The sequence below is a fragment of the Mesorhizobium sp. AA23 genome, assembly GCF_001672435.1.
Taxonomy (GTDB): domain Bacteria; phylum Pseudomonadota; class Alphaproteobacteria; order Rhizobiales; family Rhizobiaceae; genus Mesorhizobium.
Genome location: NZ_LYTP01000012.1, coordinates 781,371 through 803,274, shown reverse-complemented (window position 1 = coordinate 803,274; position 21,904 = coordinate 781,371). Strand labels below are relative to the sequence as shown.

Genomic DNA, 21,904 nt, shown 5'->3' with positions numbered 1-21,904 from the left:
GAGCCGAGAAATGATCCGTCATACCGTCGTGTTCACGCTGAAGCATCCGCCGCATTCGCTGGAGGCGAAGCGGTTCCTCCACGATGCCAAGAAGATCCTGACGGCGATCAAGGGTGTGACGCATTTCGAGCAGCTGCGCCAAGTGAGCCCGAAGAACGACTATCAGTTCGGCTTCTCGATGGAGTTCGCCGACCAGGCTGCCTACACCAGATACAACGAGCATCCCGACCACGTCGCGTTCGTGCGCGACCGCTGGGTGCCTGAGGTCGAGAAATTTCTCGAAATCGACTATGTCCCGCTCGGCTTTGGCTGAGATTGGATCGAGCGCCGGCGTCTAAGATTGACGCGGACCTCCATGAGGTCGTCATCCCAGGGCGGAGCGACGCGAAGCGGAGCGCAGACCCTGGGGATCCATGCCGTTACCTCAGTCGAGGGGCGCAGCGGAGCAGAATCTGGACCGTCCTAACGCGTTGAAGTCCGGGCATGGATCCTCGGGTCTGCGCCGCGTCGCTTCGCTCCTTGCTTCGCCCGTGGATGACGAAGCATCAAGTCCTTTGCCAATCTCGAAGGTCCTAGGAACCACCTAATCGGCGACCTTCCACTGCTCGCGCGACGCGCTTGCCGGATAGACGCCGAGAATGCGCATCTCGCGCGAGAAGAAGCGCAATTCGTCGAGCGCCAGCTTGACCAGCGGATCATCGGGGTGGCCCTCGATGTCGGCATAAAACAGCGTCGCTGTGAAAGCGCCGAGCTGGTAGCTCTCGAGCTTGGTCATGTTGATGCCGTTGGTGGCGAAGCCGCCCATGGCCTTGTAGAGCGCGGCCGGCACGTTGCGGACGCGGAAGATGAAGGTGGTCATCATCTTGGCTTCCAGCGAGGGGCGCTCGGCCCATTGCTTGTTCTTGGTCAGCACGACGAAGCGGGTGACGTTCGAGTCGGTGTCCTCGACATTCTTCTCGATGATGTCGAGGCCGTAGAGCTCGGCGGCAAGCGCAGGCGCAAGCGCCGCCATCGTGCGGTCCTTGACCTCGGAGACCATCTTGGCCGATCCCGCCGTGTCGCCGGCGACAACCGGCTTCCAGCCATTCTTGCGGATGTATTTGCGGCATTGGCCAAGGGCATGGATATGGCTGTGCACGCTTCTGATCTCTTCGCGTTTCACGCCCGGCAGCACCATCAGCTGGAAATGGATGGGCAGGAAATACTCGCCGACGATGTGCAGGCGCGATTCCGGCAAAAGATGATGGATGTCGGCGACGCGCCCGGCAATCGTGTTCTCGATCGGGATCATGGCGAGCTCGGCCTTGCCGGTCTCGACCGCGTTGAAGGCGTCTTCGAAGGTGGGACAGGGCAACGGCTCCATCGAGGGGAACATGTTGCGGCAAGCGGTATCGGAATTGGCGCCCGGCTCGCCCTGGAAGGATATTCTGTTGGTCTTTTCAGGCATGCGCCAAGGTCTCGCTTACGGATGTCTCAGTTTGAAAGAATTTGCCTGGCGCGCTCGAGATCGTCGGGCGTGTCGACGCCGAGCGGCAGCGACCGGACGATCTCGGCATCGATGCGCATGCCGGCTTCCAGCGCTCGCAGCTGCTCCAGCCGCTCACGGCGTTCGAGCGGCGACGGCTTCAGCGCCACGAAGCGTTCCAGCGCTGTCCGGCGGTAGGCATAGAGGCCGATGTGGTGATAGAGCGGGCCCTCCCCCCACGGCGCCGTGGCGCGCGTGAAATAGAGCGCCTTCAGCCTTGTCGCCGAGAGCGGCGAGCCGACGATCTTGACCACGTTCGGATTGGTCCTTTCCTCGTCGCGCACAATCTCGACGCCGAGCGTGGCTATGTCGACCGACGGGTCGGCGAAGGGCCGCAGCGATGCGCCGATGATCTCAGGATCGATGGTCGGCAGATCGCCCTGGACGTTGACGATGGTTTCGACCTTTTTCTCCGGGTCCAGCAGGGTGAGGGCCTCGAAGATGCGGTCGGATCCCGATTCGTGGTCCGCGCGCGTCATCACCGCCTCGAAACCGTGATCCCTTACCGCCGAGGCGACCGCTTCGGTGTCGGTCGCCACCACCACACGGCCGAGCCCAGCCTCGGCGCCGCGGCGGGCGACATGGACGATCATCGGCGCGCCGGCGATGTCGGCCAGCGGCTTGCCCGGCAGGCGCGTCGAGGCCATGCGGGCGGGGATCAGGATCAATGTCGACATGGGACTTCTGGGACAGCCGGGGAAGCGGATGGAAAAGTGGCAAAACGTCTCACTGGAAGCGCCCTTATAGGTGTTGCAACGACGAAGCAAAAGACCTAGTTTCCGCGCGATTTAACGGGCCCGTTGGGGCCTTCGCTATACCGACGGACGGAGTGGACGGGACGGTCCGCCGGAAAAGGGAGCAAGGGGCGTATGGATTCCAACGAAGTCAACAAGCTGCTCGCCGGATTCCTCGGAACCTGTTTCGTCGTCTTTTCCGTGGGCATCGTTTCCGACGGGCTGTTTGCCTCCCCCGCTCCCGAGAAGCCGGGCTTCGCCATCGAGGCGGCCGAGCCGGCCGAAGGCGGCGGCGCTGCCGCGCCCGCGGCCGAAGCCAAGCCGATCGCCGACCTGCTCGCGACCGCCAATGCCGAGACGGGCGCCGCCATTTTCAAGAAGTGCCAGGCCTGCCATTCCGGCGAAAAGGGCGGCCCCAACAAGGTCGGTCCGGACCTCTGGGACATCATCGATCGCCCCGTCGCCGAGCATGAGGGCTTCGCCTATTCGGCCGGCATGAAGGATTTCTCCAAGGGCGGCGCCGAGAAGTGGACCTACGACAACCTCAACCACTTCATCAACGCGCCGAAGAAGTTCGTGAAGGGCACGGCGATGGGCTTTGCCGGCCTGCCGAAGGATGAGGACCGCGCCAACGTGATCGCCTATCTGCGCACGCTGTCGGACAATCCGAAGCCGCTGCCGCAGCCGGGCGCTTCGGCGGAAGCCAAGCCCGCCGAAGGCGCCGCCGCGGCGAAACCGGCCGCAGGTACGGCACCCGCCAAGCCGGCCGAAGGTGCCGCCCCGGCCAAGCCGGTCGCGCCCGCGCAATAAACATTTCGTCATAAAGACACCTTGGAAAAGCCGGGTTCGTCCCGGCTTTTTTGTTCGGAAAGCCGCATATGCTGAGACAAAAGCCGGCGCTTGCGGTTTTCACCGGCGTCAAATGATCTAGATTGCCGGTGGGTACTGTTGCGACGAGGAGAACGCATGACGGTCGGCCGCTCCCGGACGTTTTTCGCATCGATGCTGGCGATCGCCTTCGCCGCCAGCCTGCAGGCCAGCCTCGCTGATGAGTGGCACACCACGTCCTCGCTGACCGGCCCGTCCAAATACGGCGAAAATTTCCAACGCTACGACTATGTCAATCCGGACGCTCCCAAGGGTGGCGCCCACGACTCCGTCGTTGTCGGCACTTTCGACAGCTTCAACCCCTATATCGTGCCGGGGTCGCCGGCCGCGGGGCTCGCCGGGTTCGGCGGCGGCCTGCTCTACGACACGCTGATGGACCAGGCGACCGACGAGGGCAGCGTCAGCCACCCGCTGGTTGCCGAGGCCTATAAATACCCGCCCGACTATTCCTCGGCGACCTACCGGCTCGACCGGCGCGCCAAATGGCATGACGGCCAGCCGATCACCGTCGACGATGTGGTCTGGTCGTTCCAGGTGCTGAAGGCCAACGCTCCCCAATACAACCGCTATTTCGAGAACGTTACCGACGCGGTGGCGATTTCCGACCGCGAGGTCGAGTTTCATTTCAACCAGAAGGGCAACCGCGAGCTGCCCAAGATTATCGGCGATCTGGTCGTCCTGCCGAAGCACTGGTGGGAGGGCACCGATGCCAGCGGCAAGAAGCGCGACATCACCAGGCCGACTCTCGAGCCGCCGCTGGGATCAGCCGCCTACAAGATCGCCAGCTTCAAGCCGGGTTCCGAGATCGTCTGGCAGCGCGTGGCTGATTACTGGGGCGCCAAGCTGCCGGTGAAGATCGGCCGGGAGAACTTCGACACTCAGCGCTTCACCTACATACTGGACGAGAATGCTGCGTGGCAGGCCTTTACCAAGGGCGGGCTAGACGACATCAAGGCCGAAAACAGCTCGCGGCGGTGGGCGACGGCTTACAACTTTCCGGCGGTGAACGCCGGCGACGTGATCAAAAAGGAATTCAAGACCACTTCGCCGGAGCCGATGCAAGCCTTCATGCTGAACCAGCGCCGGCCGCTGTTCCAGGATCGCCGGGTCCGCGAGGCGCTAACCTATCCCTATGACTTCGAGACGATGAACCGAACGCTGTTCTTCAATTCCAACACGCGCACCCAAAGCTATTTCCAAGGTACGGAACTCGCGTCGAGCGGATTGCCGCAAGGCAAGGAACTCGAAATCCTCGAGAAGTATCGCGACAAGCTGCCGCCTGAACTGTTCACCCAGGAATTCAAGCTGCCGGTCTACGACTCACCGCAAGCGGAGCGGAAATATCTGAAGCAGGCTGTCGACCTCTTCGCCCAGGCCGGCTGGGTGATCAAGGGCGGCAAGATGATGAACGCCAAGAGCGGCGCGCCATTCAAATTCGAGATCCTCGGCACGTCCGACACGGATCAGATCCTCTCCGGCAACTATATCGCCAATCTGCGCAAGATCGGCGTCGATGCGACGCTGCGCATCATCGACCCCAGCCAGTACGTCAACCGCGTCAACAATTTCGACTACGACGTCATCACCAACGTGCTGCAGCAGTCGGATTCGCCCGGCAACGAACAGCGCGATTTCTGGAGTTCGAAGTCCGCCGATTCACCCGGCTCGCGCAATTACTCCGGCATCAAGGACCCGGTCGTCGACGCGCTGGTGGACCGCGTCATCTTCGCCACCGACCGCGACGATCTCGTCGCCGCCACTCATGCGCTCGATCGCGTGCTGTTGTGGAACTACTATACCGTGCCGCAATACTACCGGGCGGTGGTCTGGCTTGCCTACTGGAACAAGTTCGGCATGCCCGAAAAGCAGCCCAGCTACCGTGGCGCCGATATCGACTCCTGGTGGATCGATACGGCGAAGGAAAAGGCATTGACCGCCAAATACAGGGGTAACTGATGAGGCGGCAGACATTGCTTCCTCGTCGTGACTTCCTGGCGCTCGGCGCGGCGGCGACTGCCGCAGTGCTGCTGCCGGGTCGGGCTTTCGCTCAGACCCCGACCGGTGTCAAATTGCATGGGCTGTCGGCGTTCGGCGATTTGAAATACAAGCCTGACTTCGCGCATTTCGATTATGTCAATGTCGATGCGCCGCAAGGCGGCACCTTCAATTTCCAGCCTTTCAACTGGGTCGCGAACCAGACCCCGCTGACCTTCAGCACCCTGAATTCATTCGTCCCCAAGGGCGATGCGCCGCAGCGCACGGAAATGTGCTTCGATGCGCTGATGGTGCGGGCGCTTGACGAGCCCGACGCCGTCTATGGGCTGATCGCCGACGGGGTCACGATTTCCGACGACCGCAACGGCTTCACCTTCTCGCTGCGCCCGCAGGCCCGTTTCCACGACGGCACGCCGCTGACGGCCGAGGATGCCGCCTTCACCTTCAAGCTGCTGAAGGACAAGGGGCACCCAGACTATTCGCTGTCGCTGACGCATCTGGAGGACGCCGTAGCGGTGGACGCCCACACGCTTGAACTCAAATTCTCAGGCAAGCAGGCCTCCCGCACGATTCTCAACGTCGTCCAGATGCCGATCCTGTCGAAAGCCTTCTATACGGCCAATCCGTTCGATTCCTCGCAGATGAATCCTCCGTTGGGTTCAAGCGCCTACAAGATCGGCCGCTGGTCGGCCGGGGCCTGGATCGAATATGAGCGGGTGGCCGACTATTGGGGCAACGATCTTCCGGTCAATCGCGGCCAGAACAATTTCCAGCGCATTCGCATCGAATCCTACCAGAACCGCAACGCCGCGTTCGAAGCGTTCAAGAAGGGCGAGATCCTCTACAGGGAAGAATCCGTTTCGCGTGTCTGGGCCACGGGTTACGATTTTCCGGCTGTCACGGCCGGCAAGGTGGTGAAGCACGAATTCCCGGCGGAAAAGGTGCCTTCCATGCAGGCCACCGCCGTCAATCAAAGGCGGGAACAGTTCCGGGACTCCCGCGTTCGGCAGGCGATCGCACTCTGCTTCGACTTCGAATGGACCCGACGCAATTTCTTCTACGGCTCATATGAGCGCTCGCAGTCTTGCTTCGAGAAATCGGATTTTCGCGCCGAAGGCGTGCCGTCGCCGCAGGAACTGACTTTGCTGGAGCCGCTGCGGGATCAGATTCCGCCCGAGACTTTCGGCGAAGCCGTGACCCAGGCTGTATCGAACGGCTCAGGCCGCGACCGCCAATTGCTGGGCAAGGCGGCGAAGCTTCTCGCCGAGGCCGGCTGGAAGCGATCCGGCGCGTTTGTCGTGAACGACAAGGGCGGACGGCTATCAGCCGAAATCCTCGTCGACGACGACGCGTTCGTGCAGATTTACTCGCCCTGGGTCGACAATATGAAGGCTGTCGGCATCGATGCCTCAATCCGGCTGGTCGATGCCGCGCAGTATCAATTGCGACAGAACACATTCGACTACGACATGATCTCCGCCGCCTTCTCCTTTAGCGCAACCCCGACCCGTGATGACCTCGAGACCTTCTTCCATTCGCGAAGCGCGTCGGTCTCAGGCTCTCGGAACCTGCCGGGCATAGCGAGTCCGGCTATAGACGCGCTGATCGACGCCGTCGGCGCGGCCAAGGACCGTGAGAGCCTCACCGTCGCCATGCGGGCGCTCGATCGGGCCTTGCGCGCTCGGCGCGATTGGATTCCAAGTTGGTATCTGGCGAATCACCGAAGCGCCTATTGGGACATGTTCGGCTTTCCCGAGCAGAAGCCCGATTTCGGCTTTCCGGTCGAAGCGCTGTGGTGGGTCGACAAGGGCAAGGCGGCGAAAATTGGCAAAGGGTGAATTTCTTGCGGGCGTCGGTGCCGCCCCTCACCTGCCTGCCGGCATCCTCTCCCCGTATAGTGACGGGGAGCGGGAAGCCTTCATCTATGGTTTCGCCAATCACAAGCGCCGTGGCGAACGTGCCGAGATCGCGGCCAGCCCCTTTCTCCCCGTCACTTTACGGGGAGAAATGTCCGGCAGGACGATGAGCGGCGGCGCCGACGCCGACAATTGGTCTGAAGCGATTGCCTCGGGGACGCCTCCAGATACAGTGGTCTTCCCCAAGGAGGGCAACATCTGATGGGCGCCTATATCCTGCGCCGCATCCTGCTGATGATCCCGACGCTGTTCGGCATCATGGCGATCTCCTTCGCCGTCATCCAGTTCGCGCCGGGCGGCCCGGTCGAGCAGGTCATCGCCAAGCTCACCAACCAGGGCGGCACCGATCGCCTCGGCGGCGGCGGTGGCGACGCGGGCGCCACCAATTTCGACGTCGCCGGCGATGTCGGCTCGAAATATCGCGGGGCCCAAGGGTTGGACCCCGAATTCATCAAGAAGCTCGAAAAGCAGTTCGGCTTCGACAAGCCGCCGCTCGAGCGCTTCGGCATGATGCTGTGGAACTATGCCCGCTTCGACTTCGGGGACAGTTATTTCCGCGACATCTCGGTGCTCGACCTGATCCTGGAAAAGATGCCGGTGTCGATCTCGATCGGACTCTGGATCACGCTGCTCTCCTACCTGATCTCGATCCCGCTCGGCATCCGCAAGGCGGTGCAGGACGGCTCGACCTTCGATGTCTGGACGAGCGGCGTGGTGATCGTCGGCTATGCCATCCCCGGCTTCCTGTTCGGCATCCTTTTGATGGTGCTGTTTGCCGGCGGCTCGTTCTGGGATTGGTTCCCGCTGCGCGGCATCGTTTCCGACAATTGGGACCAGCTGTCCTGGCCGGACAAGATCATCGACTATTTCTGGCACATGACGCTGCCGCTGACCGCACTTGTGCTGTCGGCCTTCGCCACGACGACGCTTTTGACCAAGAACTCGTTCCTCGAGGAGATCCGCAAGCAATATGTGGTGACGGCGCGCGCCAAGGGTCTGTCGGAGCGCAAGGTGCTTTATGGCCATGTCTTCCGCAACGCCATGCTGATCGTTATCGCAGGGTTCCCGGGCGCCTTCATCTCGGCCTTCTTCACCGGCTCGCTGCTGATCGAAAACATCTTCTCGCTCGACGGGCTCGGTCTGCTCGGCTTCAAGTCGGTGATCGACCGCGACTACCCGGTGGTCTTTGCCAATCTCTACATCTTCTCGCTGCTCGGCCTGTTCGTCGCCCTGCTCTCGGACCTGATCTACACCTGGGTCGATCCGCGCATCGATTTCGAGCGGAGAGACGTCTGATGACGGCAGCTTCGGCAGAAGCCAAGCCGGCCCGCGCCGCCCGGCCGTGGTTGTCGCCGCTCAATCAGCGGCGGCTGCAAAACTTCAAGGCGAACCGGCGCGGCTACTGGTCGCTGTGGATCTTCCTGTTGCTGTTCGTGCTGTCGCTGTTTTCCGAATTGATCGCCAACGACAAGCCCATCATCGCCTCCTACAGGGGCGAGATCCTGTTTCCGGTGCTCGTCGCCTATCCGGAGGAGAAATTCGGCGGCTTCTATGCCGTCACGGACTATCGCGATCCGGTGATCCAGGACGAGATCAATGCCAATGGCTGGATGATCTGGCCGCCGGTCCGCTACTCCTATCAAACGGTCAACAACGCCATCCCAGAAGCCGCACCCGCCAAGCCGTCCTGGCTTTACGACAAGAAGACGCGCTGCAGCCAGTATCCGCAGGGCGAAGCCGATCCCAACTGCGTCGTCGGCAACTGGAATTGGCTGGGCACCGACGACCAGGCGCGGGACGTGCTGGCGCGCGTGCTTTACGGCTTCCGCATCTCGGTGCTGTTCGGGCTGATCCTGACGCTCGGCTCCTCGCTGATCGGCGTCGCGGCGGGCGCGGTGCAAGGCTATTTCGGCGGATGGACGGACCTTCTGTTCCAACGCTTCATCGAGATCTGGTCGGCGATCCCGGTGCTTTATCTGCTCCTCATCGTCTCCGCGATCCTGCCGCCCGGCTTCTTCATCCTGCTCGGTCTGATGCTGCTGTTCTCCTGGGTGGCGCTGGTCGGCGTGGTGCGGGCCGAGTTCCTGCGCGCGCGCAACTTCGAATATGTCAACGCGGCGCGCGCGCTTGGCGTGCCCAACCTCACCATCATGTTCCGCCATCTCCTGCCCAACGCCATGGTGGCGACGCTGACCTTCCTGCCCTTCCTGCTCTCGGGCTCGATCTCGACGCTGACCTCGCTCGACTATCTCGGCTTCGGCCTGCCGCCGGGTTCGGCCTCGCTCGGCGAATTGCTGAAGCAGGCGCAACGCAATCTCAACGCGCCCTGGCTCGGCATCTCCGGCTTCATCGTGATTTCGCTGATGCTGTCGCTGCTGGTCTTCATCGGCGAGGCGACGCGCGATGCCTTCGATCCGCGCAAGACGTTCAAATGAGCGAGCCTCTGCTTTCCGTCCGCGATTTGAGTGTCGCCTTCGCGCAAGGCGGCACGCAATCGATCGCCGTCGACCACGTCTCCTTCGAGATCGGCAAGGGCGAGACGGTCGCGCTGGTCGGCGAATCCGGATCCGGCAAATCGGTCTCCGCGCTGTCGGTGCTGAAGCTGTTGCCCTATCCGTCGGCCAGCCACCCCTCGGGAAAGATCCTGTTCCACGGCGCCGACCTGCTCCACGCCAACGAAAGGACGCTGCGCGGCGTGCGCGGCAACAAGATCACCATGATCTTCCAGGAGCCGATGACCTCGCTCAATCCGCTGCACACGATCGAGCAGCAGATCGTCGAGGTGCTGAAGCTGCATCAGGGGCTGGGCGATCGCCAGGCCCACGCTCGCACGTTGGAGCTGCTCACCGAGGTCGGGATACGCGACCCGCAGAAGCGGCTCGATGCCTATCCGCACCAGCTCTCCGGCGGCCAGCGCCAGCGCGTCATGATCGCCATGGCCTTGGCCAACGAGCCGGAACTCTTGATTGCCGACGAGCCGACGACGGCGCTCGACGTGACCGTGCAGGCGCAGATCCTCGAACTGCTCGCCGGCCTGAAAAGCCGCAAGCGCATGTCGATGCTATTCATCACCCATGACCTCGGCATCGTCAGAAAGATCGCCGACCGCGTCTGCGTCATGACGAAGGGCAAAATAGTCGAGACCGGGCCGACCAAGGAGATCTTCGCCAACCCGCAACACGCCTATACCAAGCACCTCTTGGCCGCCGAGCCGAAGGGCAAACCGCCGGCGGCGAATGCCGATGCCACGGCCGTCATGACCGGCAAGGACATCAAGGTCTGGTTCCCGATCAAGCGGGGCTTCTTCCGCCGCACCGTCGACCATGTGAAGGCGGTGGACGGCATCGACGTTACCGTACGCGCCGGCCAGACGCTCGGCGTGGTCGGTGAATCCGGCTCCGGCAAGACGACGCTCGGCCTGGCGCTTGCGCGGATGATCTCGTCCACGGGCGCGATCAACTTCAACGGGCGCGACATCAACCAGCTTTCCTTCAGCGCCATGCGGCCGCTGCGGCGCGAGCTGCAGATCGTGTTCCAGGACCCGTTCGGATCCTTGAGCCCGCGCATGTCGGTCGCGGAGATCATTGAGGAAGGGCTGAAGATCCACGCGCCGAAACTCTCGCCCGATGAGCGCGACGACAAGGTCGTCGAGGTGTTGAAGGAAGTCGGTCTCGACCCGGAGACGCGTCACCGCTATCCGCATGAATTCTCGGGCGGCCAGCGCCAGCGTGTCGCCATCGCCCGCGCCATGGTGCTCAACCCGCGCTTCGTCATGCTCGACGAGCCGACCTCGGCGCTCGACATGAGCGTGCAGGCGCAGGTGGTCGATCTGTTGCGCAACCTGCAGGCCAGGCACAACCTCGCTTATCTCTTCATCAGCCACGACCTGAAGGTCATCCGCGCCCTTGCCAATGACGTGATCGTCATGCGCAATGGTCAGATCGTCGAAGCCGGGCCGTCCGAACAGATTTTCGACCGCCCGCAAACCGACTATACGAGGGCGCTGATCTCGGCCGCGTTCCGGATCGAAACGGCACCGACCGGGGTCGTCAGCGAGTAGGCTGGAAATACAGGAAAGACACTCCACGAATGGAAAAAGGCAAAGTTCTGCTTGCCCTCACCGGCTTTCACCCGCAGCGCTGGCGCGAACTGCTCGCGGCCGAGCGCGAGGTGGTGCTGGAGCCCGATGGTCCGAGCGATCCCTCGATCGCTTATGCAGTGGTGTGGAAGCAGAAACCGAATCTGTTGTCGTCGCTGCCCAATTTGCGCGCCATCTTCTCGATCGGCGCAGGCGTCGACCATATCTTCGCCGACCCCGGCCTGCCCGAGGTGCCGATCGTCCGGGTCGTTGCCGACAATCTCACGCAATACATGACCGAGTATGTCGTCTGGCGCGTGCTCGACCACCATCGCCAGGGCATGCTCTACCGAGCGCAACAGCAGAAGAAGACCTGGCACGAGCCGCCGCAACGCCCGGCCGGCGACATCTCGGTCGGCATCATGGGTCTCGGCAACCTTGGCCGCGCCGCGGCATCGGTGCTTTTGGCGCTAGGCTTCGCCGTGAACGGCTGGTCGCGCACCGAGCACCCGATGCAGGGCGTGTCGACCTATTCCGGCGAAGGCGGGCTGATCCCCTTCCTCAACGCCACCGACATCCTGGTGGTGCTGTTGCCGCTGACGCCGCGCACGCAAGGCATCGTCAATTACGCCGTTCTGAAGGAATTGCGCAAACGCAACGGCCTCGGCGGCTCGGTGCTGATCAACGCCGGGCGCGGGCGGCTGCAGAAGGATGCCGACATCCTGCGCGCGCTGGACGACGGCACGCTGAAGGAAGCGAGCCTCGACGTGTTCGAGGTCGAGCCGCTGCCGAAGACGAGCCCGTTGTGGAGCCATCCGAAAGTGTTCGTGACGCCGCATGCGGCGGCGACCTCGGACCCGGCCCATCTGGTGCCGATCATGCTTCGGCAAATGGCCGCCTTCGAGCGCGGCGAAAAGCTCGAAAACGTCGTCGATCGCGAAGCGGGTTACTGAGTAGACGCCGGCTTCGAGCCCGGCAGCGCGAACTTGTCCTTCTTCTTCGGCTTGCCGCAATCGCGCCGTTCGATCGAACGGTTCATTGCGTCGATCTCGCCGCTCGCCTTGTCGCTGTCGCGCTGCGCCCTGGAGCGCATGTCCGGCGTAAACGGGCCAAAACCCATCGCCGGATTGGAGAAAGCCGGTTTTGCGGTGACCGGCAGGTTGTATTGCTGCGCCAGCGCGTTGCGATTGGCTAGCAGCTGGTCGCAGGGCACGCTGTCATATTGCAGCGAGGATTGGACGTTTTCGTCCTGGCGCTCCGCCATCGAAGTGCCGCCAACGCAGCCGGCCGTCATCAGGCAAGATGCCAACACAGCCATGGTCCAGCGCATGGTAATTCTCCGTGCCGTATCGCCACGCCCTAAGCCGACACGCGATTCGGGCTTTTTCGCGAGCAGCCGTCGCCCTCATTCCGCCGGCCTGCGACGGGCTATCACCGCAAGGCCTCCTACTGGCTCGCCGCGGTCATGCCGGATGGTCGTGCTTTCCAGCGACAGGATCGCAAACCCGCTGTCGGCGAGAACGCGCCGCACATAGGCCACGGAATGCGCGTAGCGCCGCGAGGGCAGCAATGCAAAGTCATCGCCACAGGCAAGTGTCTCGACCGAGAACGCAAAGAGGCCTTCATCGACCAGACTGTTGGCAACTGCTCCAACAATGCGTTCGAGCGCCCCGACATAGATGAACACGTCGGCGGCGACCACGAGGTCGGCTTTCGAGCCAGGTCGAGAGAAATGCTGGAGATCGGACTTGGAGAGCTTGTCGTAGATGCCTTTGGCGCGCGCCTTCCGCAACATGCTGCTCGAAATGTCATAGCCTTCCAGCCGGTCGACGATCGGGCGCAGCCTTTCGCCCATCAGGCCGGTGCCGCAGCCGAGGTCGAGCGCCAGCCGGAACCGGCCCGGGCTCGCCGCGCGAATGGCGCGATCGAGAAACTCTGGCATTCGATAACCGAGTTTCCCGACCAGCGATTGCTCGAAATTGTCGGCATAGTGATCGAACAGGGTCTCGACGAAAGCACTGGGCGGAGCCGCTGCCACCGGCGCATGGCCGATCAGCTGCAGCTTGAGCGCGGAACCCAGCCGGTCCGCGGGATCGAGCTTCAAGGCCATCGCCCATGCCTGGGCTGCCTGGTCGGGAAAACGTGCGGCCTCCTGCATCTCGCCGAGCCGGAACCAGCCCGCCGCCCATTGCGGCGCCAGCTCCAGCGCGCCAAGCAAAAGCTCCGCCGCCTGCGCAGGCTCGCCGGAGGCCAGCAGCATCTCGGCGAAGTCGGCGCGACGGTCGGCGGTCAAATAGCCGGACGAGGCCTGAAGTGGTTTCATGGTTCCATTGGTCCCGCCGGTGTGCGAACCGGCGGCCGGCTGTAGGACGAGTCAGCAGTCTGTTGCAACAGGCTTCCCGCGTCGAATTTAGCCACTATGTTCAAGGCCATGCGCGCCAGCGACCTGCTCAAGCCACGACCCGAAGGGCTCTACTGCCCGCCAGGCGATTTCTTCATCGATCCGGTGCGGCCGGTCAGCCGCGCACTGATCACGCACGGCCATTCCGATCATGCGCGCTCAGGCCACCGCTCGGTGCTTGCCACCCAGCAAACGCTCGACATCATGGGCCTGCGCTATGGCGAGGATTTCGCCGAAACCACGCAGGCAGCCGTCATCGGCGGGACGATCGATATCAACGGCGTCTCCGTCACTTTCCATCCGGCCGGGCATGTGCTGGGTTCGGCGCAGATCGTCGTCGAGCATCAGGGCCTGCGCATCGTCGCCTCCGGCGACTACAAGCGCCAGAAAGACGCTACCTGCCTGCCATTCGAGCCGGTGCCTTGCGATGTCTTCATCACCGAGGCGACCTTCGGGCTGCCGGTGTTCCGGCACCCGCCGGACCATGAGGAGATCGCGCGCCTCCTCAAATCGGCGATGCAATTTCCCCAGCGTTCGCACCTGATCGGCGCCTATGCGCTGGGCAAGGCGCAGCGCGTCATGCGGCTGCTGCGCGAGGCCGGTTACGACAGGCCGATCTACATCCACGGCGCGCTCGCCAAGCTCAGCGAATATTACCAGAGCCAAGGCATCGATCTGGGGCAGATCGAACCAGCGACGGTGGAAAGCGGCGGCAAGGCCGATTTCGAAGGCGCCATCGTCGTCGGGCCGCCGGCCGCCTTCGCCGACCGCTGGGCGCGGCGCTTCCCCGACCCGATCGCCTGCTTCGCTTCAGGTTGGATGCGCATCCGTCAGCGCGCCAAGCAGGGCGGCGTCGAGCTGCCGCTGATCATTTCCGACCATTCCGACTGGGACGAGCTCATCGCCACGATCAAGGAAACCGGCGCCGAGGAGATCTGGGTGACGCATGGCCGCGAGGAAGCGCTGGTGCGCTGGTGCGAGCTGGAGGGCATCGCCGCGCGGCCGCTGCATCTTGTTGGCTACGAGGACGAGGGCGATTGATGGAACAGTGTTCGCCAATCGCCGCCGCCGAGTTCTACGGCGCCCCCCTCTGTCCTGCCGGACATCTCTCCCTCAAGGGGGGAGATTGGCAATTTCAGCGCCGACGCATCTCCCGCGACGCGAGAGATTGGCGAAAGCCGGCGCGGCATCTGATTTCCCCCCTTGAGGGGGAGATGGCCGGCAGGACAGAGGGGGGCGCCTTGCGCCTGCTCTTGCGATCGGCATGGCGCAACCAACGATGAACCGCTTCGCCGAGCTCCTCGACCGGCTGGTGCTGACGCCTTCGCGCAACGGCAAGCTGACGCTGCTCACCGACTATTTCCGCAGCGTCGAGGATCCCGACCGCGGGCTGGCGCTGGCGGCGATCACCGGCGATCTGTCGATCGCGGCGGTGAAGCCGGCGATGCTGCGCGCGCTGGTGGTCGAGCGCATGGACCCCGTGCTGTTCGGCTATTCCTACGATTATGTCGGCGACCTCGCCGAGACGGTGTCGCTGGTCTGGCCGCAGCCGGCCGGCCACATGCCGAACCACGCACCGACGCTCGCCGAAGTGGTCGGCAAGCTCCAGGCGGCGAGCCGCTCCGACGGGCCGCAGGTGCTCGCCAGGCTTCTCGACAGCGCCAGCATCTCTGCGCGCTTCGCCATCATCAAGCTGGTTACCGGCGGGTTGCGCATCGGCGTGTCGGCGCGGCTTGCCAAGCAGGCGTTGGCCGATCTCGGCCAAGTCGATGTCGTCGAGATCGAGGAGCTCTGGCACGGGCTGACGCCTCCCTACACGGCGCTCTTTGCGTGGCTGGAAGGCCGGGCGGAAAAACCGAGAAGCGCCGCGCTCGCATTGTTCCGGCCGGTGATGCTGTCCAACGCGGTCGACGACGGCGATTTGGAAAAGCTCGAACCGGCCGATTATGCGGCGGAGTGGAAATGGGACGGCATCCGGGTCCAGGCGGTGTGCGAGGGCGGCATCCGCCGGCTGTATTCGCGCACCGGCGACGATGTTTCCGGCGCCTTCCCGGACCTCGCCGCGACGATGGATTTCGAGGCGGCGCTCGACGGCGAATTGCTGGTCGGCGACCCGCGCGAGGCGACCGGAACCTTCTCCGACCTGCAGCAGCGGCTGAACCGCAAGAGCGTCTCGCCAAAAATCCAGCAGCAATATCCGGCCTTCATGCGCTGCTACGACGCGCTGCAAATCAACGGCGAGGATTTGCGCAGCCTCCCCTTCGCCGAGCGCCGCACCCGGCTCGGAGCCTTCGTCCAGACGCTCGATGCCAGCCGCTTCGACCTTTCGCCGCTGGTCGAATTTTCGGATTGGGAGACGCTGGAGCGGCTGCGCCAGGCGCCGCCGCATCCGATCATCGAAGGGGTGATGCTGAAGCTCTGGGATTCGCCCTATCTTGCCGGCCGGCCGAAAGGCCCCTGGTTCAAGTGGAAGCGCGATCCGCACACGATCGACGCGGTGCTGATGTATGCGCAGCGCGGCCACGGCAAGCGATCGAGCTTCTATTCCGACTACACTTTCGGGGTCTGGTCAGGCCCGGAGGGATCGGAAGAGCTGGTGCCGGTCGGCAAGGCCTATTTCGGCTTCACCGACGAGGAGCTGCGGCAAATCGACAAATATGTGCGCGACCATACGATCGAGCGGTTCGGGCCGGTGCGCTCGGTGCGCGCCGATCGCAAGAATGGGCTGGTGCTGGAAGTGGCCTTCGAAGGGCTCAACCGCTCGACGCGCCATAAATCTGGCGTCGCGATGCGCTTTCCGCGCATCTCACGGTTGCGCTGGGACAAGCCCTCCGCCGAGGCCGACCGGATCGAGACGCTGCAGGCGTTGCTCGACAGCTAGAAATCTGCCGATGCTTCACCCCACCCGGCGCTTCGCGCCGACCTTCCCATCAAGGGGAGGTCGGTCGCATCCCTGGAGATAGCCCCTCGCTGCCGATGCCGAGGTCACTCCGCGATCGATACGCGGATCTCGTAGATGTCGACGGACTTGCCCTGCTTGTCGAAGTCGGAGTTGACGGCGATGGTGCCGGCCGCACCCGGGTGCTTGTTCGGGAACTGCACGTCGAACAGGTATTCGTTGCGCTCGTGGCCAACGGCATAGCGCTTGCGGCCGCAATCGCCGAGCTCGCCGAAATTGCAGTCGACCGAGATCTGCGTCTCCTTGCCTTCTTCCGAGCGGGCGATGATGTCGAACATGGCATGCTTGCCGGCGAGCTTTTCCAGCACGCCCTGGCCGACATCGAAGGCGATGGCCGAGCCGGATGCGCCCGAGCGGACGCGCAGGAACTGACCGGTGTCGTCCTTCATGACATCGGCGGCGGCGTCGGACGGTGTGCTGACATGGGTCGGATCGCTGGGCGAGAAGACGTTGATCCAGTTCTTCGACTGATCCGCCTCGCCGGGCTTCTGCGGCGAGCCGGTTTCGGCTGGCTGCGAGGAGTCTTCGTCTTCCAGCGTCGGGGTCGGCTCGGGCGGACCGGTGTTGAGTTCAGCCGCCGTCTTGAAGACGCCGGTCTGCTTGGCGAAATAGAGGCCGATGCCGGCAGCCGCCAGCAGCGTCGCCGCGACAAAGATGGCGGTGAGCGGCAGGCGCCGGCCACGGATACGCCGTTCATCGCGATCCGGCGCCACTTCGGCGCCGTTGCCGATGGACGCTCCGGGAGAGTCATCAAGCGTCGGCGCGTTCGGAAGCGCCTCGTCCGGCATGATGTCGGGCACGCGGGGCAGCACGCGCGAGCGCGGCGCATCCGATGTGTCGGGCTGCACCGGACCGTCGACGGTAATCGACGGCGACGGTGCCCCCTGGTCGGGGCCCCGCGGGGCATCCACCGGCGGCGCGGGAGACTGGCTCGGCGTGTCGACCGCGGGCCCCGGCGCGGCGTTGCCGACGAATGGACCGCTGTCCAGCGGAAGCGTCACGTCAGGAACGGCCTGGACAGCCGGCAGGAATTCGGATTCGATCTCGGTGATCTTGGCCTGCACCGCCTTGCGGCGGTTGATGGCGGCTTCCACCGTCACGTTGGGGTTGGCCTGCAGCACGCGATCGAGCGCGGCAAAGGCCGAGCGATAGACCTTCTCGCGAAACGCCCGGTCCTCGGGATTGCCTTTCTCGAAGGCGTTGCGGATCGCTTTCTCGATGGCGTCCAAGCGAGCTCCCTCTGCGCGTTCGCTCACAGTTATCGATCGTTAGCCGCAGGCGACCAGTCAATCAACGGGCGGGCGGCTGCCTTGCCGACGCATCCAATGCCCATTTCGGCGTTTTTTGTTGAAGAATCAACATTTTTGTCGCCGCCGCCGGATCGGCCTGCAACGAAATCGGAGCCTCCCGCCGGCGAGCCCGCAAGCCGTGCTGGCGCGGGGCTTAAGGCTGTCGCGCAGCGGCAAGCGACGGAATTGCCGCGCATGAGCGCAGGATTTCGCCGCCAGCCATCTTGAATTAGCTGGCGGTTGAGTCTATCAACCGGCGCATCTTGGAAGCCCAGCGGCTTCCCGGGCCGCTTTAGCTCAGTTGGTAGAGCACATCATTCGTAATGATGGGGTCGCGTGTTCGAGTCACGCAAGCGGCACCAGTTTCCTAAAAGCGTGTAATTCCAATACCATACGTGTCGGGTGGATTTGGGTTCGCCCATAAACCCACCCAAGATCGCCCTAAGCCGAAACGCTGCGGCGTCGTACGGCAGCATTTCGCCGCTTGCCGACCTCAGCACCTCCAAGCGTGAGTGTTCGGTGTGATGCCGATACAAAAGCGCCGCCACGGTGGCGTCAACCGGTTACACAAGCCAGCCAACATCCCCGGCCTTCTGGAAGTGGCGTCAGCGTCCCCAGAGGCTGCGTGGGCGGGTCGTTGGTTGACTGTAGCGCGACTGAACGCTCCACGCTTCGCAAGCTGGATAGCGGAATCTCGTGAGGGCAAGGTCAAGTTGCTCTCCGTTCCAGCGACGGGCGGAGATTGGGAAAGATGGATAGCGTGCAGGTGAGGCGCATGGAAGCCGGCAGGACATGGACGCGGGACGGCCCGCGTGCAGGCGCCTGGCTGAGCCGTGTAATGAGCACGCAGCGCCACCTCGCAGCGATCCTGGCTTGCGACGTGGTTGGCTATTCGCGCCTGACGGAGCGCGACGAACGCGGCACGCTCGAGCGGCTGAAGGCCTACCGCAAGGACCTCCTCGAGCCGCTGGTATCCGAGAACCAGGGACGCATCGTCAAGCTCACCGGCGACGGCATGCTCTGCGAATTCGCGAGCGTCGTCAATGCGGTGACATCGGCGGTGGCGATCCAGCAGGCTGTGGCGGAACACGAGGCGGAAACGCCGGAGGAAGAGCGGATTCGCTTGCGCATCGGCGTCAATCTCGGCGACGTGGTCTGCGAGGAGGACGGCGACCTCTACGGCGACGGGGTCAACATCGCCGCCCGCCTCGAAAGCGCCGCCGATCCCGGGACCGTGGTCGTCTCGGGCACCGCCTACGACCACCTCCAGGGCAAGCTCGACTGCGGCTTCACGCCGCTCGGCAACCTGCGCCTCAAGAACATCGAGCGTCCCGTGCGCGCCTACCGCGTCGAGACCGACGCCAGCGCCTCGGTGGCTGCACCGCCTCCCCTGCCCGAGAAGCCCTCGATCGCGGTTCTGCCTTTCACCAACATGAGCGGCGACCCTGACCAGGAATACTTCGCCGACGGGCTGGTGGAGGACATCATCACGGGATTGAGCCGGGTGAACTCCTTCTTCGTGATCGCCCGCAACTCGTCCTTCACCTACAAGGGCCGGGCGGTCGACCTGCGCCAGGTCGGGCGCGAGCTGGGCGTCCGCTACGTGCTCGAAGGCAGCATCCGCAGAGCCGGATCGCGCGTGCGCATCAGCGGGCAGTTGGTAGACGCGATCAGCGGTCACCATGTCTGGACCGGCCGCTTCGAAGGCGACGTGAGCGACATCTTCGACTTGCAGGACAAGGTGACCGAGAGCGTCGTCGGTGCTGTCGAGCCGAGCATCCGGCTGGAGGAGATCAAGCAGGCGCGCATGAAGCCGACCGACTACATCAGCGCCTACGACCTCTATCTTCGCGCACTGCCGCGCTTCTACAGCATGACGCGCGAAGGCTTTGCCGATGTACGCCGACTCACCAACGAGGCGCTCAGCATCGACCCGGGCTTCACCTTGGCGAAGGCACTCGGCGCCTATATCCGCAGCTTATCTGTGAGCCAGTGCTGGCACGAACCCGACGATGTGCGAGTCGCCGCGCGTATGGCGCGCGAGGTGCTGGCGGAAGCGCGCGACGACCCCACGAGCCTGCGCTTCGCGGCGCAGGTGATCGCCTACAGCGCGAAGGAATACGAGATGGCGCTGGGCACGATCGAACGGTCCCTGCTGCTCAACCCCAATTCGGCGCAGGGCCATACCGGCAGCGGCTGGGTGAACGCGCATTCCAGCCGCCCGCTCGTGGCGATCGAGCACTTTCACAGGGCGATGCGGCTGAGTCCGGTCGACCCCGAGAAAGGCATCGCGCTCTCCGGCATCGGGATGAGCTATCTGATGCTCGAGCGCTACGAGGAAGCGCTGGCATGGGGAGAACGCGCGCTGCACGAGATGCCGAACTACGGCTCCTCGCACCGCGTGGTGATCATGGCGCTGGTCAAGCTCAACCGGCTGGACGAGGCGCAGGCCGCGGCGCGCCGCCTGATGGAGGCGTTCCCGACCTTCACGCTCACCCTGCAGAGACAGATCAACCCGTGGCTGGACAAGGTGTTCGCCGAGCGCTACGTCGAGGCGCTGGGCATCGCCGGCGTGCCGGAGTGATCGCCGCGGCTGCGACGATGCCCTCTCCTGCGCGCCGCGTGCGGCCAGGCGACCTCCTTTACCCAGAGGCTGAAAGCGGAACGCACGCTCTTCCGGGCTTTGCAGCGAATCTCGGGCATTGTCGAGAATCGCTGTTGGTGGGAAACTCCCGGTCTCTAGCAAGGAGGCCAAAATGCCCAACACTTTCAAGACCGGTGACATCGTCAGGCTAAAATCCGGAGGCCCGGAGATGACGGTGAGTGATGGCGCTGCCTCGGGCACGTATCTGTGCCACTGGTTCAACCGTGACGGCGACGTCTGGACCCCGCAACATGCCGGCTTCAAGCCGGATCAGCTGATGGTGGTCGACGAACGGAAATAGTTTCGCTCACCCTCGTTCCCGATCGGCTCCGGCCCGGCTTCTTGCCGGACTCTTGCTAATTGTCTCGTCAGAAACGACCGACGGATTTTCCCTGTTGCCGCGTTTAACGGCTGAAGCGTGGCCGCCAATGGCCATGCGCAACCGGAGACGAGAGCATGATCCGCCGTTCGATATTTGTCGTTGCCCTTGGCCTGCAGGCCGCCGCCGCGGCCGCCCAGACAGCGACGCATGCCACCGCGCCGGCGCAGCCGGCGCCAATCGCATCCGCCTCCGCCAGGCCGGGCATCACGCTGGAAAAGTTCGAGGCGCGCCGGGAAAAGGCTTTCATGCGGGCCGACACCGACGGCGACGGCAAGGTCAGCCTCGCCGAGTGGACGGCGTTCCAGACCCAGCGCAAGGCCAAGGCCGATCCTGCCAAATCCTTCGCGCGCATGGACGCCAACAAGGACGGCTTCGTCGACAAATCCGAGCTCGACGCCTTCTTGGCCAAGCGCTTCGCCAGGCTCGACAAGAACGGCGACGGCGTTATGAGCGCCGAGGAACGGCCGGGCCACAAAACCGCTCCCAATCAGGAGCAATGACCGAGAGGTTATGCAGCACGATGGCCATTGGGAGCGCCCCGATTGATGGGCGCCGATCCGGACGAGGAACTGGTACGGCGCATCGGTGCCGGCGATCAAGCCGCCGTGCAGGCGATGGTGGCGCGCAAGCTGCCGCGCCTGCTTTCGCTCGCCACCCGCATGCTCGGCGATGCCGCCGAGGCCGAGGACGTCGCCCAGGAGACCTTCGTGCGCATCTGGCGTCATGCCTCGGGCTGGCGCCAGGGTCATGCGCGTTTCGACACCTGGGTCCACCGGGTGGCGCTCAACCTCTGCTACGACCGGCTGCGGCGGCGCCGCGAATGGGTGACGGACGAACTGCCGGAGGCGGCGGATGAGGCACCGCTTCCCGACGCCGGAGACGAAGGCCGGCGCGTCCAGCAGGCGCTGCTGCGCATCGCGCCGCGCCAGCGCGAGGCGATCGTGCTCGTCTATTATCAGGAGATGTCCAACATCGAGGCCGCCGGCGCCATGCAGGTCAGCGTCGATGCGCTGGAAAGCCTGCTCGCGCGGGGTCGACGCTCGCTGCAAGCCATGCTCATCGGAGATGGCGATGACTGAGCAGCTGGCGGCGG

The 21,904-nt window shown here is 64.0% G+C and carries 20 protein-coding genes and 1 tRNA gene; 16 read left to right on the top strand and 5 right to left on the bottom strand.

Going from position 1 to position 21,904, the window contains the following annotated elements:
* Positions 1-10: 10 nt before the first annotated feature.
* Positions 11-313: a Dabb family protein gene (locus A9K66_RS14435; RefSeq protein ID WP_067324480.1), complete on the top strand. Its 303-nt coding sequence runs from the start codon at positions 11-13 to the stop codon at positions 311-313.
* Positions 314-583: 270 nt separating this feature from the next.
* Here A9K66_RS14435 and A9K66_RS14430 read toward each other — a convergent pair whose 3' ends face one another.
* Together A9K66_RS14430 and A9K66_RS14425 are read right to left on the bottom strand one after the other, a co-directional pair.
* Positions 584-1,447 carry a prephenate dehydratase gene (locus A9K66_RS14430; protein WP_066996244.1) on the bottom strand — a complete coding sequence of 288 codons (864 nt, stop codon included), beginning with the start codon at positions 1,445-1,447 and terminating at the stop codon, positions 584-586.
* Between the two features lie 26 nt (positions 1,448-1,473).
* Positions 1,474-2,202, bottom strand: coding sequence for a 3-deoxy-manno-octulosonate cytidylyltransferase (locus A9K66_RS14425; RefSeq protein WP_067324478.1), 729 nt, complete (start codon positions 2,200-2,202; stop codon positions 1,474-1,476).
* Positions 2,203-2,394: 192 nt separating this feature from the next.
* Between A9K66_RS14425 and A9K66_RS14420 the strand changes: the two genes are divergently transcribed.
* The 8 genes from A9K66_RS14420 to A9K66_RS14385 all read left to right on the top strand — a co-directional run bounded on the left by A9K66_RS14420 (position 2,395) and on the right by A9K66_RS14385 (position 12,089).
* Positions 2,395-3,069: a cytochrome c family protein gene (locus tag A9K66_RS14420; protein ID WP_067324476.1), complete on the top strand. Its 675-nt coding sequence runs from the start codon at positions 2,395-2,397 to the stop codon at positions 3,067-3,069.
* A 156-nt stretch (positions 3,070-3,225) separates the two neighbouring features.
* Complete coding sequence (locus A9K66_RS14415; RefSeq protein ID WP_067324474.1) at positions 3,226-5,103, top strand: extracellular solute-binding protein; 1,878 nt, start codon at positions 3,226-3,228, stop codon at positions 5,101-5,103.
* Complete coding sequence (locus tag A9K66_RS14410; protein ID WP_067324472.1) at positions 5,103-6,980, top strand: extracellular solute-binding protein; 1,878 nt, start codon at positions 5,103-5,105, stop codon at positions 6,978-6,980. Before A9K66_RS14415 ends, A9K66_RS14410 begins: the two co-directional genes overlap by 1 nt.
* On the top strand, positions 6,967-7,260 hold the full coding sequence (locus A9K66_RS14405) for a hypothetical protein (protein ID WP_067324470.1): 294 nt from the start codon (positions 6,967-6,969) through the stop codon (positions 7,258-7,260). The genes A9K66_RS14410 and A9K66_RS14405 overlap by 14 nt, the downstream gene beginning before the upstream one ends.
* Complete coding sequence (locus A9K66_RS14400; RefSeq protein ID WP_066996227.1) at positions 7,260-8,354, top strand: microcin C ABC transporter permease YejB; 1,095 nt, start codon at positions 7,260-7,262, stop codon at positions 8,352-8,354. The genes A9K66_RS14405 and A9K66_RS14400 overlap by 1 nt, the downstream gene beginning before the upstream one ends.
* A complete protein-coding gene (locus A9K66_RS14395; RefSeq protein WP_067324468.1) occupies positions 8,354-9,493 on the top strand; it encodes an ABC transporter permease in 1,140 nt (379 codons plus the stop codon). The genes A9K66_RS14400 and A9K66_RS14395 overlap by 1 nt, the downstream gene beginning before the upstream one ends.
* Positions 9,490-11,118: an ABC transporter ATP-binding protein gene (locus A9K66_RS14390; protein WP_067324466.1), complete on the top strand. Its 1,629-nt coding sequence runs from the start codon at positions 9,490-9,492 to the stop codon at positions 11,116-11,118. Before A9K66_RS14395 ends, A9K66_RS14390 begins: the two co-directional genes overlap by 4 nt.
* A gap of 29 nt (positions 11,119-11,147) precedes the next feature.
* Complete coding sequence (locus A9K66_RS14385; RefSeq protein ID WP_067324464.1) at positions 11,148-12,089, top strand: glyoxylate/hydroxypyruvate reductase A; 942 nt, start codon at positions 11,148-11,150, stop codon at positions 12,087-12,089.
* On the opposite strand, the gene A9K66_RS14380 is transcribed toward A9K66_RS14385, so the two are convergent.
* Together A9K66_RS14380 and A9K66_RS14375 are read right to left on the bottom strand one after the other, a co-directional pair.
* On the bottom strand, positions 12,083-12,466 hold the full coding sequence (locus A9K66_RS14380; protein WP_067324462.1) for a hypothetical protein: 384 nt from the start codon (positions 12,464-12,466) through the stop codon (positions 12,083-12,085). The genes A9K66_RS14385 and A9K66_RS14380 overlap by 7 nt on opposite strands.
* Positions 12,467-12,541: 75 nt before the next feature.
* Positions 12,542-13,459: a methyltransferase domain-containing protein gene (locus A9K66_RS14375; RefSeq protein ID WP_067324460.1), complete on the bottom strand. Its 918-nt coding sequence runs from the start codon at positions 13,457-13,459 to the stop codon at positions 12,542-12,544.
* Positions 13,460-13,567: 108 nt separating this feature from the next.
* Here A9K66_RS14375 and A9K66_RS14370 point away from each other — a divergent pair, with 108 nt between their 5' ends.
* Positions 13,568-14,578 (top strand): ligase-associated DNA damage response exonuclease, encoded by a 1,011-nt coding sequence (locus A9K66_RS14370; protein ID WP_067324755.1) that lies wholly within the window; start codon positions 13,568-13,570, stop codon positions 14,576-14,578.
* A gap of 238 nt (positions 14,579-14,816) precedes the next feature.
* Entirely contained in the window at positions 14,817-16,418 is a 1,602-nt protein-coding gene (locus A9K66_RS14365) for a cisplatin damage response ATP-dependent DNA ligase (RefSeq protein WP_067324458.1), read from the top strand.
* A gap of 104 nt (positions 16,419-16,522) precedes the next feature.
* On the opposite strand, the gene A9K66_RS14360 is transcribed toward A9K66_RS14365, so the two are convergent.
* Positions 16,523-17,725 (bottom strand): hypothetical protein, encoded by a 1,203-nt coding sequence (locus A9K66_RS14360; protein WP_067324456.1) that lies wholly within the window; start codon positions 17,723-17,725, stop codon positions 16,523-16,525.
* A gap of 346 nt (positions 17,726-18,071) precedes the next feature.
* Between A9K66_RS14360 and A9K66_RS14355 the strand changes: the two genes are divergently transcribed.
* The 5 genes from A9K66_RS14355 (at position 18,072) to A9K66_RS14335 (ending at position 21,890) form a co-directional block, all read left to right on the top strand.
* Positions 18,072-18,147 (top strand) — tRNA-Thr (locus A9K66_RS14355).
* A gap of 476 nt (positions 18,148-18,623) precedes the next feature.
* On the top strand, positions 18,624-20,369 hold the full coding sequence (locus A9K66_RS14350) for an adenylate/guanylate cyclase domain-containing protein (protein ID WP_067324753.1): 1,746 nt from the start codon (positions 18,624-18,626) through the stop codon (positions 20,367-20,369).
* Positions 20,370-20,541: 172 nt separating this feature from the next.
* Positions 20,542-20,730 (top strand): DUF2158 domain-containing protein, encoded by a 189-nt coding sequence (locus tag A9K66_RS14345; protein WP_067324751.1) that lies wholly within the window; start codon positions 20,542-20,544, stop codon positions 20,728-20,730.
* A gap of 155 nt (positions 20,731-20,885) precedes the next feature.
* Positions 20,886-21,311: an acid-shock protein gene (locus A9K66_RS14340; RefSeq protein ID WP_067324454.1), complete on the top strand. Its 426-nt coding sequence runs from the start codon at positions 20,886-20,888 to the stop codon at positions 21,309-21,311.
* Between the two features lie 45 nt (positions 21,312-21,356).
* Positions 21,357-21,890, top strand: a complete 534-nt coding sequence (locus A9K66_RS14335; RefSeq protein ID WP_067324453.1) for an RNA polymerase sigma factor — start codon at positions 21,357-21,359, stop codon at positions 21,888-21,890.
* Positions 21,891-21,904 lie beyond the last annotated feature (14 nt).

Coding starts and splice junctions, on each gene's coding strand:
- A9K66_RS14435 (WP_067324480.1), top strand. CDS start 11: ATGATCCGTCATACCGTCGTGTTCACGCTGAAGCATCCGCCGCATTCG.
- A9K66_RS14430 (WP_066996244.1), bottom strand. CDS start 1,447: ATGCCTGAAAAGACCAACAGAATATCCTTCCAGGGCGAGCCGGGCGCC.
- A9K66_RS14425 (WP_067324478.1), bottom strand. CDS start 2,202: ATGTCGACATTGATCCTGATCCCCGCCCGCATGGCCTCGACGCGCCTG.
- A9K66_RS14420 (WP_067324476.1), top strand. CDS start 2,395: ATGGATTCCAACGAAGTCAACAAGCTGCTCGCCGGATTCCTCGGAACC.
- A9K66_RS14415 (WP_067324474.1), top strand. CDS start 3,226: ATGACGGTCGGCCGCTCCCGGACGTTTTTCGCATCGATGCTGGCGATC.
- A9K66_RS14410 (WP_067324472.1), top strand. CDS start 5,103: ATGAGGCGGCAGACATTGCTTCCTCGTCGTGACTTCCTGGCGCTCGGC.
- A9K66_RS14400 (WP_066996227.1), top strand. CDS start 7,260: ATGGGCGCCTATATCCTGCGCCGCATCCTGCTGATGATCCCGACGCTG.
- A9K66_RS14395 (WP_067324468.1), top strand. CDS start 8,354: ATGACGGCAGCTTCGGCAGAAGCCAAGCCGGCCCGCGCCGCCCGGCCG.
- A9K66_RS14390 (WP_067324466.1), top strand. CDS start 9,490: ATGAGCGAGCCTCTGCTTTCCGTCCGCGATTTGAGTGTCGCCTTCGCG.
- A9K66_RS14385 (WP_067324464.1), top strand. CDS start 11,148: ATGGAAAAAGGCAAAGTTCTGCTTGCCCTCACCGGCTTTCACCCGCAG.
- A9K66_RS14380 (WP_067324462.1), bottom strand. CDS start 12,466: ATGCGCTGGACCATGGCTGTGTTGGCATCTTGCCTGATGACGGCCGGC.
- A9K66_RS14375 (WP_067324460.1), bottom strand. CDS start 13,459: ATGAAACCACTTCAGGCCTCGTCCGGCTATTTGACCGCCGACCGTCGC.
- A9K66_RS14370 (WP_067324755.1), top strand. CDS start 13,568: ATGCGCGCCAGCGACCTGCTCAAGCCACGACCCGAAGGGCTCTACTGC.
- A9K66_RS14365 (WP_067324458.1), top strand. CDS start 14,817: ATGAACCGCTTCGCCGAGCTCCTCGACCGGCTGGTGCTGACGCCTTCG.
- A9K66_RS14350 (WP_067324753.1), top strand. CDS start 18,624: ATGAGCACGCAGCGCCACCTCGCAGCGATCCTGGCTTGCGACGTGGTT.
- A9K66_RS14345 (WP_067324751.1), top strand. CDS start 20,542: ATGCCCAACACTTTCAAGACCGGTGACATCGTCAGGCTAAAATCCGGA.
- A9K66_RS14340 (WP_067324454.1), top strand. CDS start 20,886: ATGATCCGCCGTTCGATATTTGTCGTTGCCCTTGGCCTGCAGGCCGCC.
- A9K66_RS14335 (WP_067324453.1), top strand. CDS start 21,357: ATGGGCGCCGATCCGGACGAGGAACTGGTACGGCGCATCGGTGCCGGC.